The 14,433-nt window shown below is 45.1% G+C and carries 16 protein-coding genes; 10 read left to right on the forward strand and 6 right to left on the reverse strand.

From position 1 onward, the window contains the following. Positions 1-57: 57 nt before the first annotated feature. Positions 58-273: a DUF1128 domain-containing protein gene (locus NST22_RS04280; protein WP_003243712.1), complete on the reverse strand. Its 216-nt coding sequence runs from the start codon at positions 271-273 to the stop codon at positions 58-60. 202 nt (positions 274-475) lie between these two features. Between NST22_RS04280 and yfkJ the strand changes: the two genes are divergently transcribed. From yfkJ to NST22_RS04295, 3 genes are read left to right on the forward strand one after another with little or no spacing between them, the layout of a single operon-like run. Continuing rightward, on the forward strand, positions 476-946 hold the full coding sequence (gene yfkJ / locus NST22_RS04285; RefSeq protein ID WP_003243480.1) for a protein-tyrosine-phosphatase: 471 nt from the start codon (positions 476-478) through the stop codon (positions 944-946). A 17-nt stretch (positions 947-963) separates the two neighbouring features. Continuing rightward, a complete protein-coding gene (locus tag NST22_RS04290) occupies positions 964-1,284 on the forward strand; it encodes a hypothetical protein (RefSeq protein WP_003242981.1) in 321 nt (106 codons plus the stop codon). Positions 1,285-1,307: 23 nt separating this feature from the next. Further along, entirely contained in the window at positions 1,308-2,135 is an 828-nt protein-coding gene (locus tag NST22_RS04295) for a YihY family inner membrane protein (RefSeq protein ID WP_003242564.1), read from the forward strand. A gap of 198 nt (positions 2,136-2,333) precedes the next feature. Here the strand turns inward: NST22_RS04295 and NST22_RS04300 are convergent, their stop codons facing one another. Continuing rightward, positions 2,334-3,509, reverse strand: coding sequence for an MFS transporter (locus NST22_RS04300; RefSeq protein WP_003243008.1), 1,176 nt, complete (start codon positions 3,507-3,509; stop codon positions 2,334-2,336). Positions 3,510-3,676: 167 nt separating this feature from the next. On the opposite strand from NST22_RS04300, the gene cax reads away from it, so the two are divergent. Then, entirely contained in the window at positions 3,677-4,732 is a 1,056-nt protein-coding gene (cax, locus tag NST22_RS04305) for a calcium/proton exchanger (protein WP_003242902.1), read from the forward strand. A gap of 70 nt (positions 4,733-4,802) precedes the next feature. Continuing rightward, on the forward strand, positions 4,803-5,597 hold the full coding sequence (locus tag NST22_RS04310) for a YfkD famly protein (RefSeq protein ID WP_003233657.1): 795 nt from the start codon (positions 4,803-4,805) through the stop codon (positions 5,595-5,597). Between the two features lie 38 nt (positions 5,598-5,635). Here NST22_RS04310 and mscC read toward each other — a convergent pair whose 3' ends face one another. Next, complete coding sequence (mscC, locus tag NST22_RS04315; RefSeq protein ID WP_010886444.1) at positions 5,636-6,478, reverse strand: mechanosensitive ion channel protein MscC; 843 nt, start codon at positions 6,476-6,478, stop codon at positions 5,636-5,638. Beyond that, positions 6,479-7,600 carry a radical SAM/CxCxxxxC motif protein YfkAB gene (gene yfkAB, locus NST22_RS04320; protein ID WP_003233655.1) on the reverse strand — a complete coding sequence of 374 codons (1,122 nt, stop codon included), beginning with the start codon at positions 7,598-7,600 and terminating at the stop codon, positions 6,479-6,481. It lies immediately after the preceding gene. A gap of 144 nt (positions 7,601-7,744) precedes the next feature. Here yfkAB and NST22_RS04325 point away from each other — a divergent pair, with 144 nt between their 5' ends. Together NST22_RS04325 and pdaA are read left to right on the forward strand one after the other, a co-directional pair. Continuing rightward, complete coding sequence (locus tag NST22_RS04325) at positions 7,745-7,930, forward strand: SE1561 family protein (RefSeq protein WP_003223132.1); 186 nt, start codon at positions 7,745-7,747, stop codon at positions 7,928-7,930. 100 nt (positions 7,931-8,030) lie between these two features. Further along, a complete protein-coding gene (gene pdaA, locus NST22_RS04330; RefSeq protein WP_003244439.1) occupies positions 8,031-8,822 on the forward strand; it encodes a delta-lactam-biosynthetic de-N-acetylase in 792 nt (263 codons plus the stop codon). Between the two features lie 37 nt (positions 8,823-8,859). Here the strand turns inward: pdaA and NST22_RS04335 are convergent, their stop codons facing one another. Together NST22_RS04335 and corA are read right to left on the reverse strand one after the other, a co-directional pair. Continuing rightward, positions 8,860-9,720: an NAD(P)-dependent oxidoreductase gene (locus tag NST22_RS04335; protein WP_003243106.1), complete on the reverse strand. Its 861-nt coding sequence runs from the start codon at positions 9,718-9,720 to the stop codon at positions 8,860-8,862. A 98-nt stretch (positions 9,721-9,818) separates the two neighbouring features. Continuing rightward, positions 9,819-10,778, reverse strand: a complete 960-nt coding sequence (gene corA / locus NST22_RS04340; protein ID WP_003233650.1) for a magnesium/cobalt transporter CorA — start codon at positions 10,776-10,778, stop codon at positions 9,819-9,821. Positions 10,779-10,896: 118 nt separating this feature from the next. Here corA and NST22_RS04345 point away from each other — a divergent pair, with 118 nt between their 5' ends. The 3 genes from NST22_RS04345 (at position 10,897) to NST22_RS04355 (ending at position 14,164) form a co-directional block, all read left to right on the forward strand. Further along, positions 10,897-11,760, forward strand: a complete 864-nt coding sequence (locus tag NST22_RS04345) for a DNA-3-methyladenine glycosylase (protein WP_003233646.1) — start codon at positions 10,897-10,899, stop codon at positions 11,758-11,760. Between the two features lie 113 nt (positions 11,761-11,873). Further along, positions 11,874-13,274 carry a 23S rRNA (uracil(1939)-C(5))-methyltransferase RlmD gene (gene rlmD / locus NST22_RS04350; protein ID WP_003233644.1) on the forward strand — a complete coding sequence of 467 codons (1,401 nt, stop codon included), beginning with the start codon at positions 11,874-11,876 and terminating at the stop codon, positions 13,272-13,274. Positions 13,275-13,897: 623 nt separating this feature from the next. Further along, positions 13,898-14,164 (forward strand): YfzA family protein, encoded by a 267-nt coding sequence (locus NST22_RS04355; protein WP_009966802.1) that lies wholly within the window; start codon positions 13,898-13,900, stop codon positions 14,162-14,164. Positions 14,165-14,433: the final 269 nt, after the last annotated feature.

Genomic DNA, 14,433 nt, shown 5'->3' on the forward strand with positions numbered 1-14,433 from the left:
CTGTTTTGGTTTGGGGAAATGATAAAAAAGACTCGCCGAGTTTCCGGCCAGTCTCCATTATTTACGAAGCGAGGCTAATTCTTGAGCAATCGCCTGCATTTCACTTGGGCTGAATGATTCTTTTTTCATCACCATTCTGTGAAGGTACGTGAGGTCTTCAATCTTCTCATCACTGAAATCCTCCGCTTTGATTACGCCGACGTTCAGCATGTTCAGCTTTTGGGAAATCTCTTCAATCATTTGAGTTAATGTTTCTGTATTTGGGCTGGACAAAGGGTTCCATCCTTTCTATGCGCAATATAGGTATGTTTTATTCTAACAGAATTCCATCAGAAAAAAACCCTATTCTAAAAGCAGGCTGTTCATTCCAAAAAAGTGAAGACATCAGTTGAAAAGAAAATGAACATCCTACTAAGATATTCATGAAGGTTTCTTTTTAGAGAAATAGGGGCAAAGAATAGGGAGGTTGCACATCATGATAAGCGTGTTATTTGTTTGTTTAGGTAACATTTGCCGGTCTCCGATGGCGGAAGCGATTTTTAGGGACCTGGCAGCCAAAAAAGGATTAGAGGGGAAAATCAAGGCGGACTCAGCCGGTATTGGCGGCTGGCACATCGGCAACCCCCCGCATGAGGGAACGCAGGAGATATTGCGCAGAGAAGGAATCAGCTTTGATGGCATGCTGGCGCGTCAAGTCAGCGAACAGGATCTGGACGATTTTGATTACATCATTGCAATGGATGCAGAAAATATCGGAAGTCTCAGAAGCATGGCGGGTTTTAAAAACACCTCGCATATCAAAAGGCTCTTGGACTATGTTGAAGATTCAGATCTGGCTGACGTACCCGATCCTTACTACACAGGGAACTTTGAAGAGGTCTGCCAATTAATCAAAACGGGCTGTGAGCAGTTGCTTGCATCCATTCAAAAAGAAAAACAATTGTGAGTGAAAGGAGAATTTGCATGAACAACGAACGTTTAATGCTGAAAGGGATATTTCTCGGAGCTGCGGCAGGCGCGGCGTTATCACTGCTCCATAAGCCGACAAGACAGGCGTGCGGGATGAGATGGCTGACATGCAAGCATAAACTTTCACTGTACAAAAGCAACCCAGAGCTGTTAAAAAACACTGTCATCACAAAAGTGGATGAGGCCAAAAAGCTCGCCCGAACGCTTTCAAAGGAAGTCGACTTTGTGAACCAGCAGGTGAAAGAGCTGAAGAAAACAACGCCGCAAGTGATGGAACTCGTGCAAGAAACGAAAGAGCATTTTTCAAAAAAATGATCAAACATGCGAGGTGAGACGACATGAGTTTTTTGAAAGAGCTTTTCAGCAGATACACCCTTCATGAAGGACAAAGTAAATCAGCGGAGCTGGCGTATTTTTTTCTATTGTCACTGTTTCCGTTTTTGATTTTTATGCTGACGCTCACCGCGTATCTTCCGCTTTCTACCGATGATGTTTTAGGAGTCATAGAACAATATGCTCCCGCCAGTGCGATGTCACTCGTTGAATCCATTACCCATCAAACCTTAAATAATCGAAATGGCGGTTTGCTGTCATTCGGGATTATCGCCGCATTATGGTCTGCGTCTAATGGAATGAATGCGATCGTCCGGTCGCTGAACCACGCGTATGATGTGGAAGAAAACCGCTCTTTTATCATTGTTCGTCTAACCTCGATTTTTTTGACGATTGCCATGGTATTTACGATTTTAGTGGCTTTGCTTCTGCCGGTATTTGGCCGGGAGATTGGAAGGCTCGCTTCTGACTTTGTCGGCGCGTCGGATCTGTTTTTATCCGTCTGGGCCGCCATTCGCTGGGGTGTCAGCCCGCTTGTGCTTTTGATTGTTTTTTCCGCGCTGTATGTGATTGCGCCGAACAAAAAGCTGTCTCTCCGGTTTGTCATGCCGGGTGCGGTCTTTGCGACTATCGGCTGGATCATTGTCAGCACATTGTTTTCATTTTACGTCAGCACGTTTGCGAACTATAGCGCCACTTACGGGAGCATCGGGGGAATCATCGTTCTGATGATTTGGTTTTACTTGAGCGGCATTTTAATTATCCTAGGCGGAGAAATCAACGCTCTTTTACATAAACGTAAAAAGCTTCCTGATGAAAATCCCTACCATTAGCGCACCCTATAAACGAACTTCGGTTCAAAAAGAAGTCGGGGGGATATCGTGATGACCAAGCATACGAAAAAAGGCGGAAGCCATAACAAACAAAACTCGAAAAGCAAATCGAGCCATAAAACAAGCGGAAGCGCCAACGGACAAAACGGCTACCATTAGCATAAAAGCCTCCTGACATGATGTCGGGAGGCTTTTTGATTAAGAAGATGAAGAATAGGTTTCAGCCGGTGACCAGCTTTTCGGTTTGCCCAGCACAAGGGCCAGCCACACAGCGCTAAGCGTGAGAGTAATGAAGTAGAACAAGTTTGCGCTTTCAAATGTCTGCATATACCAGCCGCCGGCAACTGGGCCGAGGATGCTACCGAGACTGAATGTAATGCCGCAAAGCAGGTTTCCCGCCGGCAGGAGGTGAGGCGGAAGAAGGTCTGTCATATAGCTGATGCCAAGTGTAAAGGTTGATCCGACTGCCATTCCTGCAATAAAAAAGCAGCCGCCGATCACGTAGGGCGAAGGAAATACACCGGCGATGAAAAAGCAAAGAGCCCCAGTCAGTAAAATCACCAGCAGCACATTCCGCCTGCCGTATTTATCGCTGAGGATGCCGAGCGGAAACTGAAAGATAATGCTTCCAATCGCAAATGCGGGAAGGATGATCGCTACTGCGTCTACTGATATCCCCAAACGGAGCGCGTACACCGGAAAGCTTCCGTTCAGCGCCGTTTCCAGAAAGCCATAGCCAAATGTAGGCATAAAGGCAACCCACCCAAACAGCATGGCCTGATAAAATCGCCTGAAACTATTGTCTGATTTGGTTTCATGAGGACTGGTTTCCGGGTATGCATTTTGTAGAAAGAAAACAAAAAGCCACGCAAACAGACTGATGCAGCCGGACACGATAAAAGGAAGCGACGGACTCAGCTTGACAAGCGGCACCATGAACGGGCCTGCGGCAAAGCCAAGGCCAAAGGAAAGCCCATAAATAGACAGGTTTCTTCCGCGATTTTGTTTTGATGACATGGAGGTCACCCACGTTTGCGTAGAAAAGTGAAGCATGTGGTCGCCGATTCCAATGAACAGGCGAAGCAGGAACCAGACCCAAACTGACTGAAGCCAAATAAATCCGAATAAGCTTAAAATGACAATGCTTCCGCCCATGACGATCAGCGGCTTGAACCCGAGCTTTCTGAGCGGTGCTTCCATAAACGGCGAAGCCAAAAGCACACCGATATACAGCCCGGTCGCGTGCAGGCCGTTGATAGCAGCGGATTCTCCATTTGTTTCAAAAATGATTGAAATGACAGGCAGCAGCATGCCTTGTGAAAACCCGGAAATGGAAACGAGCAAGACAAGGATAAAGAAATGAAATCGTGACATCGTGTCAGTTCTCCTTATATGGAATCTATGTTGATCGTACAACGTTTTCCAAAAGCAGGCAACCTGAAAAAAGCCTATATCACGCTATACATTTGCCCTCGTGTAATCATGAAGGTTTTTGTGAAGAATAAAAATAAAACAAGTCATAAAAAAGGAGCTATTTCACCATGAATCGTATCTTTTTTATTTTAGTGGCGGCCGGTGTTCCGCTTTCTGTGATTGGCAGTTTGATGCATTGGCCTTCCGCGGTTCTATTTGCAGTTTATTGCGTGACGATTATCGCGCTTGCAAGCTATATGGGGAGGGCGACAGAATCACTGTCCATCATTGCAGGACCGCGTATCGGCGGTTTGTTGAATGCAACCTTCGGGAATGCGGTGGAGCTGATTATTTCCCTTTTTGCATTAAAAGAAGGCCTGACAGGAATCGTGCTTGCCTCTTTAACCGGTTCAGTGCTGGGGAACCTGTTGCTGGTAGCGGGCCTATCGTTTTTTGTCGGCGGTTTAAAATATAAGCGGCAGGAATTTAATATCCATGATGCCCGCCATAACTCCGGGCTTCTGATTTTTGCCATCATTGTCGCCTTTGTGATTCCGGAGGTATTCTCTGTTGGTATGGGAAACGCCAGCAAGCTCAATTTAAGCATCGGCATCAGCATCATTATGATTCTGTTATATGTGGCGGCGCTGTACTTTAAACTTGTCACGCATCGGGGCGTTTATCAGCCGAATAATGCCGCTCAGACTGAAGAAGAGGAAGAGCCAGAATGGTCAGGGAAGGTTGCGACGATTGTCTTGTTTGCGGCAACGATTGTGGTTGCATACATATCCGAAAACCTGGTCCATACCTTTCACTCGGTGGCTGAACAGTTCGGGTGGAGCGAGCTGTTTATTGGGGTCATCATCGTGGCGATTGTAGGAAATGCGGCGGAGCATGCGTCAGCGATTATTATGGCCTTCAAAAATAAAATGGACATTGCTGTTGAAATTGCAGTAGGCTCTACGCTGCAGATCGCTATGTTTGTCGCACCGGTTCTCGTCATCTGTTCTATCTTTTTTCCGACAAGCATGCCGCTTGTATTTACATTGCCTGAGCTCGTCGCGATGGTATCAGCGGTTCTCTTGATGATCGCGATTTCGAATGACGGGGATTCCAACTGGTTTGAAGGGGCGACACTGCTTGCTGCATATGTCATTATGGCGATCGGCTTTTTCCTTCTTTAACCTGAAAAAATGATGGATAACAACAAAGCGGGATGAAAAGACTAAGGGAAAATGCCATAGAAAGAGTGATATGATGAAAAAGCTATTTCATTCCACACTTATTGTGTTGTTATTCTTTAGTTTTTTCGGCGTTCAGCCCATCCACGCGAAAAAGCAGTTTAAGGTTCCTAATTCTGTCGCAAGCATTTCAAAGGAAAACACGTATCCGAATGCTTCACAGGATCAGCCAATGCTTCAGCCGAGCAAGCTGGCAAAGGAATTGCTCGATCATTCTGAGGTAAAGATTGAAAATCCGCATCTCATCAAAATGCTGAATGAATCCAACATATCCGGCACACCGCTTGCAGTAGGGTACCGGGCGACAATATTTCTCGGGAAATGGGCGCTCGGCTATGAATCAAATGAAACAGTCGCAAACTGGGAATATAAAAAAATCAATACAAACCGTGCGGATAACCGCGGCGGGAAAGAAACGGCTGAAATGCATTATGCCCAGGAACAGCAGTACAGAGTGAAGGGCGGCTTGACAGCTAAAGTTCCAAATGCTGAAGATGTCAAAAGCATGATGATGCAAAAAGCAATGAAGAAAACGAACCTCCCGCTTGCATTTGAGACGGTCATCGGGGCTGGCACAAAACGGGATCAGATTTATAAAGTCGCTCCTAAAAAAATCGGTTATCTACATGCATATGCACCGGCTGTGAATGAAAAAGGAAAAGTGACTTACGGAGAAGTGTACTTAGTGCTGAAAGGAAATAAACGAAAACTCGTCGTGAAAAATGTCACGTCACAGGGAATCGGCGCGTGGATTCCGGTTCAAGATCATGTCACGTTTGGCTTTCAGCTTTCCTCACTGCCAAGATAAATAAAAAACTGATTCCAACTCGGAATCAGTTTTTTTGTTTATTGGGTTCTCTCGATTCGGACCGCTTCCTCAAGCATTTGCACATTGTTTTGGTAGAGCTGGCGAACGAGAACCCGTCTTACTGCAAGGCTGGCACTGAAATAATCATCATCTTTCACCATGCCTTTAACCGTAAATTCGACGCCGCGATTGATTTTATTCAATGCGGTGATGCCGTGGATTTGAAACGGTTCTGTCGGATTGCCGAATTCATCCCGCTTCAATGAATCACGAAGCTCTTCATTCAGCATGTCACATGCCTCTTCCAACACGCTGTACACGCGGTCCGGATCTTCTTTAAAGCTGATAAGAAAGGATTCGGTAATCCGCATAAAATCAATATTATAGTTCTCTATTTGTCTGACCTCGCCGTTGCTGATGGTGAGCAGCTTCCCGCTCCATTCCCGGATTTGCAGCGAGCGGAGGCCGATTTCCTCCACTGTCCCGTTGAACAAGTTGTTGACGGTGACATAATCGCCTTTGTGCAGCTGGCGTTCATATATTAAGAATACACCAGCCAGCACATCTTTGATCAGCGATTGGGCGCCAAAACCGATCACGATACCTGCTACGCCCGCCCCGGCCAATATCTTGCCGAAATCATGCACAAATAAAGAAATAACGTAAAAGATAAAACCAATTGTTGCCGTATACTGGGTGACAGAACGGACAAGGCTTTCAATCGTTTTTTCCTTTTTTTCTTCAATAAAGTCCGTCCGTTTAAAAAATAGCTGTACCAGCCGGTTGATGATAAAGACACCGATCCAAAGGATAACGGCAACGAGGAGAATATCGACGATTTTATTTTGAAAAATCTCCGTAAGTGTTTCTTTCATCCGCATCTAACTCCTGGCTTGACGTTTTGTGAAGTCTGTATCCTGATAATAACTGTTTTTGACAAGAACATTCGGTCCGAGGCACCGGACATTCGGGCAGTGGCAACTCAGTTCTTTCGCAAGCTTGGTCTCTCTCCACTTTTCATAGGCGGAAGGGAGGCTGTCCGTCTGAATGTTGCCAAGCGGCGGGGTATCACCGAAATCGGTCACGATAATGTTTCCGTCGAAAATGTTCACATTCAGGCGGGATCGGCCGTCAGGGTCATTTCGCACTGTGACGTTTTTCGCCGCGCGAAGCCGGCGAAGCAGCTTTTGGTCGTCTTCGTCCGGACTGCAGGCATAAAACGGCAGCGTTCCGAACAGCATCCACGTATTTTCATCACGAATATCCAGCAAGCGGTGAATGGCCTGTCTCATCTCTTTCAGGCTGAGGGATTCAAGAGCGCTTGCGAAATCGCTTGGATACATTGGGTGGACCTCGTGACGCTGACATTTCATATCTTCTGTGATTTGGCGGTGAATATGCTCAATATGCGGAAGTGTTCGTTTGTTCAGCATCGTTTCCGCAGATACCATTACTCCGGCATCCACGAGCGTGCGGCTGTTTTCGATCATTTTTTCAAAATAGCGCGCGCGCTGTTCGAAGGTCGGTTTTCTGTCCATCATGGCAAAGCCGATTTCAGCAAAATCTTCAACTGTTCCCCAGTTATGTGAAATATGTAGCACATCGAGATACGGAATGATCCATTCGTACCGCTCGATGTCGAGGGTCAGATTTGAATTAATTTGTGTCCGCACACCCCGTTCATGGGCATATTTCAATAAAGGAACAACATATTCTTTTACTGATTTCAACGAAAGCATCGGCTCTCCGCCTGTGATGCTGATGGATCTGAGGCGCGGGATTTCCTCCAGCCGTTTTAACAGAAGATCTATTGGCAGAGCATTCGGGTCTTTAGGCTGCAATGTATAGCCTACAGCACAATGCTCGCATCTCATATTGCACAGTGTCGTTGTTGTGAATTCAACGTTTGTCAGCTGCATGTCTCCGTATTGGTCAACATCCATATAGGCTTCCCAAGGGTCAAACTCGGGCGTAATCGGACGCAGCTTCGTGTTTTGTGTCATGACTATCTAACTCCTTTATAAATGGGCATACTAACGCTGCCAACAGTTAATTTTAGACCTGATTTGCCAAGATCGCAAGTAGCGCGGCGATTGAAAAACGGCAAAAAATGAGCTACCATAATAAAAAATGAATGGAGGAACAGAATGGGGAACGCCGTAAACAATAAAGATCAGCAGATTGATTATTTAAAGAACAGACTTGACATGTTTATGAACGTCATCGATTCATTAGACCCTGAAGCAACCGACGTTGAAGATATAGACAGGCTTATCAGCATGCTTGATGACCTGGAAGCCAAATACGAACGTTTTAAAAAAGATTGGGAATAAAACCGCGTGCCCGCCGCGGTTTTTTTATTGGCATAAAGCAACAGTATAAAACAAAGTCTCTATCTGTAAAATAAGAAAAAATGCAGAAGGAGCGCTGGCCATGAAGTGGATGTGTTCAATATGCTGCGCCGCCGTATTGCTTGCCGGAGGTGCAGCACAGGCGGAAGCGGTGCCGAATGAGCCGATTAATTGGGGCTTTAAACGAAGTGTCAATCATCAGCCGCCAGATGCCGGGAAGCAGCTGAACAGTTTAATTGAAAAATATGACGCGTTTTATTTAGGGAATACAAAGGAAAAAACGATTTACTTAACGTTTGATAACGGATATGAAAATGGCTATACGCCAAAAGTGCTTGATGTCTTAAAAAAACATCGCGTAACAGGAACGTTTTTTGTCACCGGGCATTTCGTAAAGGACCAGCCTCAGCTGATCAAACGAATGTCAGATGAGGGCCATATTATCGGCAATCATTCCTTTCACCATCCGGATTTAACGACAAAAACAGCTGATCAGATTCAGGATGAACTTGATTCAGTCAACGAAGAGGTTTATAAAATTACGGGAAAGCAGGACAACCTGTATTTGCGTCCGCCGCGCGGCGTGTTCAGTGAGTACGTACTGAAAGAAACGAAACGCCTCGGCTATCAAACCGTTTTCTGGTCGGTCGCTTTTGTTGATTGGAAAATCAACAACCAAAAGGGAAAGAAATATGCCTACGATCATATGATCAAGCAGGCGCACCCGGGAGCCATTTACCTGCTTCACACCGTATCGAGGGACAATGCAGAAGCGCTGGATGACGCGATTACAGATCTGAAAAAACAGGGCTACACTTTTAAAAGCATTGATGATCTGATGTTTGAGAAAGAAATGAGGCTGCCGTCTTTGTAAAAGAGAAAGACCTCTCCTTAAACGGAGAGGCTTTTCTTTATTTTATACATTTAATCAGTGCGGCCCAGTCCAGATCCCCGAAGCCTTTCTCAATCCCGCTTTCAAAATGGCTCTTGGCCAGCTCGGCAAGAGGAAGATTTGCAGAAACCCGTTTTGCGGCGGCGAGTGCCAGGTTGGTATCCTTCAGCCCTAAAGACATTTTGAAGCCGGCCGGCTCAAATTTCTGCTCGGCCATAATGGTTCCGTAATTTTGATAGACTGGAGAACCAAAGAGCGCGCTGGCGATTTCTAAAAATTGTTTTTGTTCTAAGCCGTATTTCTCCATCATTAAAAAGGATTCAGATAACGCCTCCAGCATGGACACAAGCAAGAAATTAATGCTGATTTTGGCTGCATTTGCCGTCTTGCTTTCTTCGCCGACGTCAAATATCTGCTGGCTCAGGCTGTCGAGCAGAGGCTTGGCAGCTTGCTTTGCTTCCGCCGGTCCGGCTGTTATGATACGGAGCGCGGCTTTGGCTGCGGCATCCGGTCTGCCAAGGACAGGAGCGGCGAGAAAAAATTGTCCTTTCTCTGCATGAGCCGCTGCGAGCTTTTCTGAGAACTCAACACTGATTGTGCTCATCGAGATGTGTATGCCGTTCTCTGCTAATCCTTCAAGCAGCCCGTCTTCTCCGAATGTCACGGTGCTGACAGAATCATCATCTGCAAGCATTGTGATGACAATATCAGCGGACTTTGCCGCCAGCCGCGGCGTATCAGCTGCCTGTGCGCCTTCTGTGACAAGGTCTTCTGTCTTTTGTTTCGTCCGGTTATAGACAGTCAATTCGTAGCCTGCTTGAAGAACATTTCGGGCAATGGGCTGTCCCATATTGCCGAGTCCGATGACAGCAATTTTCAATCTAATCACTCCCTGAATATTTTTTCCATTATAAACAATATGAACAGAATATGCATAGCGATCGGCTTACAACAAAAAAGAACAGCTGCTCGCTGTCCTCATTTAAAAATATTGAACCATCCTTTATGTACAAACCAAATCAGCATTCCAATCACAAGCGCGGCCATCAGGCCAAGTACAGCGAAATATCCGTATTTCCAATGCAGCTCCGGCATAAAGTCGAAGTTCATACCGTATACACCGGCAATAAAGGTGAGCGGGATGAAAATGGTTGATACGATCGTCAGTGTCATCATAATCGCATTCATCCGGTTTGAGTTTAGCGTCACGTAGCTGTCACGCAAGTCGGACGTCATGTCACGGTTGGATTCCACAATTTCAGACAACTTTAACAAATGATCATATATGTCGCTGAAATAGGCTTTCGTTTCCCGCTGCTCTTTCACATGGTCAAGGCTTAAAATCCGGTAGAGCAAATCACGCATCGGGATAATCGTCCGTCTCAAATGCAATAGGTCTGTTCTGAGATCAAACACCTCGTTCATCAGCGTTCCATACGTTTTGTGGGGACGGCTTTCTTCAATTTCATTCAGCCGGTCTTCAATTTTATACACGAGAGGAAAATATTCATCAACAAGCTGATCCATGATCATATAAGAAATATGCCCGGGCCCTTTTTTCAATATGTCCGGTGAAGCATACAAACGCTCCCGGACTTTAGCGATACCGGGCGTTTCGTGTAAATGAAAGGTGACGACAAATTTTTCGCCTTGAAAGATATCGACTTCCTCCGTCTCAAGTGTTTCCTTATTCAGCGCATGAATCACGTAAAAACGATAGCCGTCATAATGGTCAAGCTTTGGCCGCTGCATATGCTGGAAGCAATCCTCAATGGCAAGCGGGTGAAAATGAAAAAAATCTCTCAATAACGCCGTTTCCGTATCCTCCGGGCCGTAAAAATCAACCCAGTACCATGCAATATCAGGCTGTTCCACTCGTTCGATCGGTATATTTTTCAGCAGCTGATGCTCTGTTGTGATTGCGGTAATGTTGATCATAAACAACCCTCCACCTGCCATTATATCATGCGGTCTTTATGAGAAAAGTATACGGTACTCTCTGCCTAATTCCAGCGGCATGTTATACTGAACAAAAACGGAAAAAAGGGTGGATCTCATGTGGAAGGAAAAAGTATCTGTCACGCCTCCGTATCATTTTGACCGCGTGCTGGACAGGCTGTCTTTAGACCCCCTCAATGCTGTTGATCGAGAGGCGAGGGAAGTCCGTGTGCCAATCAGAAATCAAGCGGGGGACGTATGTATTGTAAAGGTACAGGCGTTAGGCCATGCGGGCGAGCCTGAGTTCCTCGTCAGCGGGGAAACGGATCAGGGAGAAATGATGAAGGAAATCAAGCGGATTTTTCAATGGGAAAATCATTTGCAGCACGTTCTGGATCATTTTTCAAAAACGAGCCTGTCCGCCATTTTTGAAGAGCATGCCGGGACGCCGCTTGTTCTGGACTACAGCGTGTACAACTGCATGATGAAATGCATTATCCACCAGCAGCTTAATCTTTCCTTCGCTTACACGCTAACAGAACGGTTTGTTCATGCGTTTGGCGAGCAGAAGGATGGCGTGTGGTGCTATCCAAAGCCGGAAACGATTGCGGAACTCGATTATCAGGATCTGCGTGATCTGCAATTCAGCATGAGAAAAGCGGAATACACCATTGATACATCAAGGATGATCGCAGAAGGCACACTCAGCTTGTCAGAGCTGCCGCATATGGCGGATGAAGACATTATGAAGAAACTGATCAAAATCAGGGGTATCGGCCCGTGGACCGTGCAAAACGTCCTCATGTTCGGACTTGGCCGTCCCAATTTATTCCCGCTTGCCGATATCGGCCTCCAGAATGCCATCAAACGCCACTTTCAGCTGGACGATAAGCCGGCAAAGGATGTCATGCTGGCGATGAGCAAGGAGTGGGAGCCTTATTTAAGCTATGCGTCTTTGTATTTGTGGAGGAGTATAGAATAATTCGTCTGACAATGAAGGAAATCCTGCAAACGTGTTATACTAGAAAGATGTGAAAAAACCATTTCACTTTCTGCCATCCGCAGAAAGCTTCATATAGAAACGGAGAGAACAACGTGAACCAACAAAAGAAACAGGCGCCCGTCGAACTGAAGGTCGGACAAACTTTTCCGCTGACGATTAAGCGTCTCGGCATTAACGGAGAAGGTGTTGGCTATTTTAAGAAAAAAGTCGTCTTCGTGCCCGGCGCGCTTCCTGGCGAAGAAGTTGTTGTGCAGGCCACAAAGGTCCAGCCGAAGTTTTCGGAGGGCCGCATTAAGAAAATCCGCAAGGCATCTGAGCACCGGGTGGCACCGCCTTGCCCTGTTTATGAACAATGCGGCGGCTGTCAGCTTCAGCACCTTGCATACAGCCAGCAGCTTCGGGAAAAACGTGATATCGTCATTCAGTCTCTTGAACGCCATACGAAGTTTAAAGTTGAAAACATGGAAATCAAAGAAACGATTGGCATGGACAACCCGTGGAATTACCGCAATAAAAGCCAATTCCAGATCGGGCGCTCGCAAAGCGGCAGCATCATCGCCGGCTTATACGGCCTTGATTCTCATGATATCGTGCCGATTAAAGACTGTATCGTTCAGCATCCGGCAACGAACAAAACAACAGGCATCGTCCGCCGCATTTTAGAGGACTTCAATGTGTCTGTTTATAATGAAAGAAAACGAAAAGGCGACGTTCGCACGATCGTGACGAGAGTCGGCTTTGAAACAGGCGAAGTGCAGGTCGTGCTTGTAACCGCAAAAGAAACGCTTCCGCACAAGGAAGAAATCGTCAAAGCGATTCAAAAGCGATTGCCAGAGGTCAAATCCATTATTCAGAATGTAAACGGGGCGAAAACCTCAGTGATTTTTGGTGAGAAAACAAAACAGCTCGCCGGAAAAACAGTGATTCAAGAAGTGCTCGGCGACGTATCTTTTGAATTGAGCGCCCGCGCTTTCTTCCAGCTCAATCCGGAACAGACCGTCAAGCTGTATGATGAAGTGAAAAAAGCGGCGCAGCTGACCGGAAAAGAAAAAGTCGTTGATGCGTATTGCGGCGTCGGCACTATCGGCATGTGGGTTGCGGACGGAGCGAAGGAAGTCCGCGGCATGGACGTCATCAAGGAATCAATTGACGATGCTAAGAAAAACGCCAAAAAACACGGCATGGCAAATGCCACATACGTAACAGGAACAGCCGAGCACTGGCTCCCGAAATGGACGAAAGAAGGCTTCCGCCCGGACGTCGTCATTGTAGACCCGCCAAGAACGGGCTGTGACAGCACGTTCTTGGACACGATCAAAAAAGTCAAACCGAAACGCTTTGTCTACGTTTCCTGCAATCCATCCACGCTTGCGAAAGATTTGCAGACGCTGTCGAAGGACTATCGCGTGGACTATATTCAGCCTGTCGATATGTTTCCGCAGACGGCGCATGTTGAAGCAGTGGCGAGGCTTGTATTAAAATCGTCTAACTAAAAAGAACATTTCCCAGTCATAAAATAGTTTTCCTAATAAGACCTGGATTTCGGTAAAATAAACAATTCCGATTTCCGGGTCTTTTTCGTGCGCAGCTCTTGTCCTAACGGTCTGTTCTCAATTTTATCTTCCTTCTTTTCGCGGAGATCTTTATTTTAACTGGCGAAAAGAATTGAAAAAACGTGTTGAAAAGCAGGTGAAAAAAAGCGTTATTTAACCGGAAAAATATCCTCCCAGTATGTTTAAAATACATGAGTAGAATGATGTAAAATCATAGATGTATTTTCATAATTTGTAAAATTATATATTGACTTGCAGTTATTACGTGTGAAATATTGATGATAGGAATATAAGGAAAGTATGGCGTATATCATTTCAAGAGTCATTCGATGTAAAAAGTTGAAACATTGTAATAAATGAAAGAGGTGAAAATGATGGCCAACCCCATTTTAAAATGCATAACGTATGAGCACTACAACAATTAAAATAGTGCCGAGACGATAACAACTATTACAGTAATACCTACAATGGTTATATCCTTGCGACAATCATGCTTCATAATATAATGATTTTAGATTGACACTTGGCTAAAAAGTATTGCAGAGAAGGAAATGGATAATTAAATGGATAAAGTATATAAAAGAAGTTGGTTTCAAACATTTTTGGCATTTTTAGTATCTCAGCTTTATTTTAATTTTGTAGAATTAACGGGATGGGGTCCTAAGTATAGAGAAATGAATGGATTCCCAGCAAACATAGTTGAACTAGATTTCTTTCAAACATATCTTTCATTCTATGATAATCCATGGTTTAATATTATTACTGTTTTCTTGGGAGTTTTCACTATTATACAAATAATTACAGGGATAACAAAGGATATTCGAAATTAAAGCAATAACTTCTGATGCCTTATTTAATGATGAAAGAAAATGTACACTTTCTTAATTATCTTATGAGTGAAGACTGCGACACTTAGTCAGCAGTCTATTTTATGGTTCTGGATCAGGATTACCGAATTATAACCCTATACAAATATATAGTAGGTTGCCACTTGCTGCGTTGGTTATTTTCTAAATCATGAGCAAATCCCAAATGATTCAGATTGAAGTTCTTGAATTCTTTTAAATAAGGGTTTATTTTCTCTTCTCATCCTCTTTAC

It is taken from the genome of Bacillus sp. PS237 (assembly GCF_037963345.1).
Taxonomy (GTDB): domain Bacteria; phylum Bacillota; class Bacilli; order Bacillales; family Bacillaceae; genus Bacillus; species Bacillus subtilis.

What these genes read in the sequence shown, in the direction of transcription:
- corA (WP_003233650.1), bottom strand. Translation starts at nt 10,778, where the DNA reads ATGATCAACATTACCGCAATCACAACAGAGCATCAGCTGCTGAAAAAT.
- cax (WP_003242902.1), top strand. Translation starts at nt 3,677, where the DNA reads ATGAATCGTATCTTTTTTATTTTAGTGGCGGCCGGTGTTCCGCTTTCT.
- mscC (WP_010886444.1), bottom strand. Translation starts at nt 6,478, where the DNA reads ATGCGGATGAAAGAAACACTTACGGAGATTTTTCAAAATAAAATCGTC.
- NST22_RS04295 (WP_003242564.1), top strand. Translation starts at nt 1,308, where the DNA reads ATGAGTTTTTTGAAAGAGCTTTTCAGCAGATACACCCTTCATGAAGGA.
- NST22_RS04310 (WP_003233657.1), top strand. Translation starts at nt 4,803, where the DNA reads ATGATGAAAAAGCTATTTCATTCCACACTTATTGTGTTGTTATTCTTT.
- NST22_RS04325 (WP_003223132.1), top strand. Translation starts at nt 7,745, where the DNA reads ATGGGGAACGCCGTAAACAATAAAGATCAGCAGATTGATTATTTAAAG.
- NST22_RS04345 (WP_003233646.1), top strand. Translation starts at nt 10,897, where the DNA reads ATGTGGAAGGAAAAAGTATCTGTCACGCCTCCGTATCATTTTGACCGC.
- NST22_RS04290 (WP_003242981.1), top strand. Translation starts at nt 964, where the DNA reads ATGAACAACGAACGTTTAATGCTGAAAGGGATATTTCTCGGAGCTGCG.
- NST22_RS04355 (WP_009966802.1), top strand. Translation starts at nt 13,898, where the DNA reads ATGGATAAAGTATATAAAAGAAGTTGGTTTCAAACATTTTTGGCATTT.
- NST22_RS04300 (WP_003243008.1), bottom strand. Translation starts at nt 3,509, where the DNA reads ATGTCACGATTTCATTTCTTTATCCTTGTCTTGCTCGTTTCCATTTCC.
- pdaA (WP_003244439.1), top strand. Translation starts at nt 8,031, where the DNA reads ATGAAGTGGATGTGTTCAATATGCTGCGCCGCCGTATTGCTTGCCGGA.
- yfkAB (WP_003233655.1), bottom strand. Translation starts at nt 7,600, where the DNA reads ATGACACAAAACACGAAGCTGCGTCCGATTACGCCCGAGTTTGACCCT.
- yfkJ (WP_003243480.1), top strand. Translation starts at nt 476, where the DNA reads ATGATAAGCGTGTTATTTGTTTGTTTAGGTAACATTTGCCGGTCTCCG.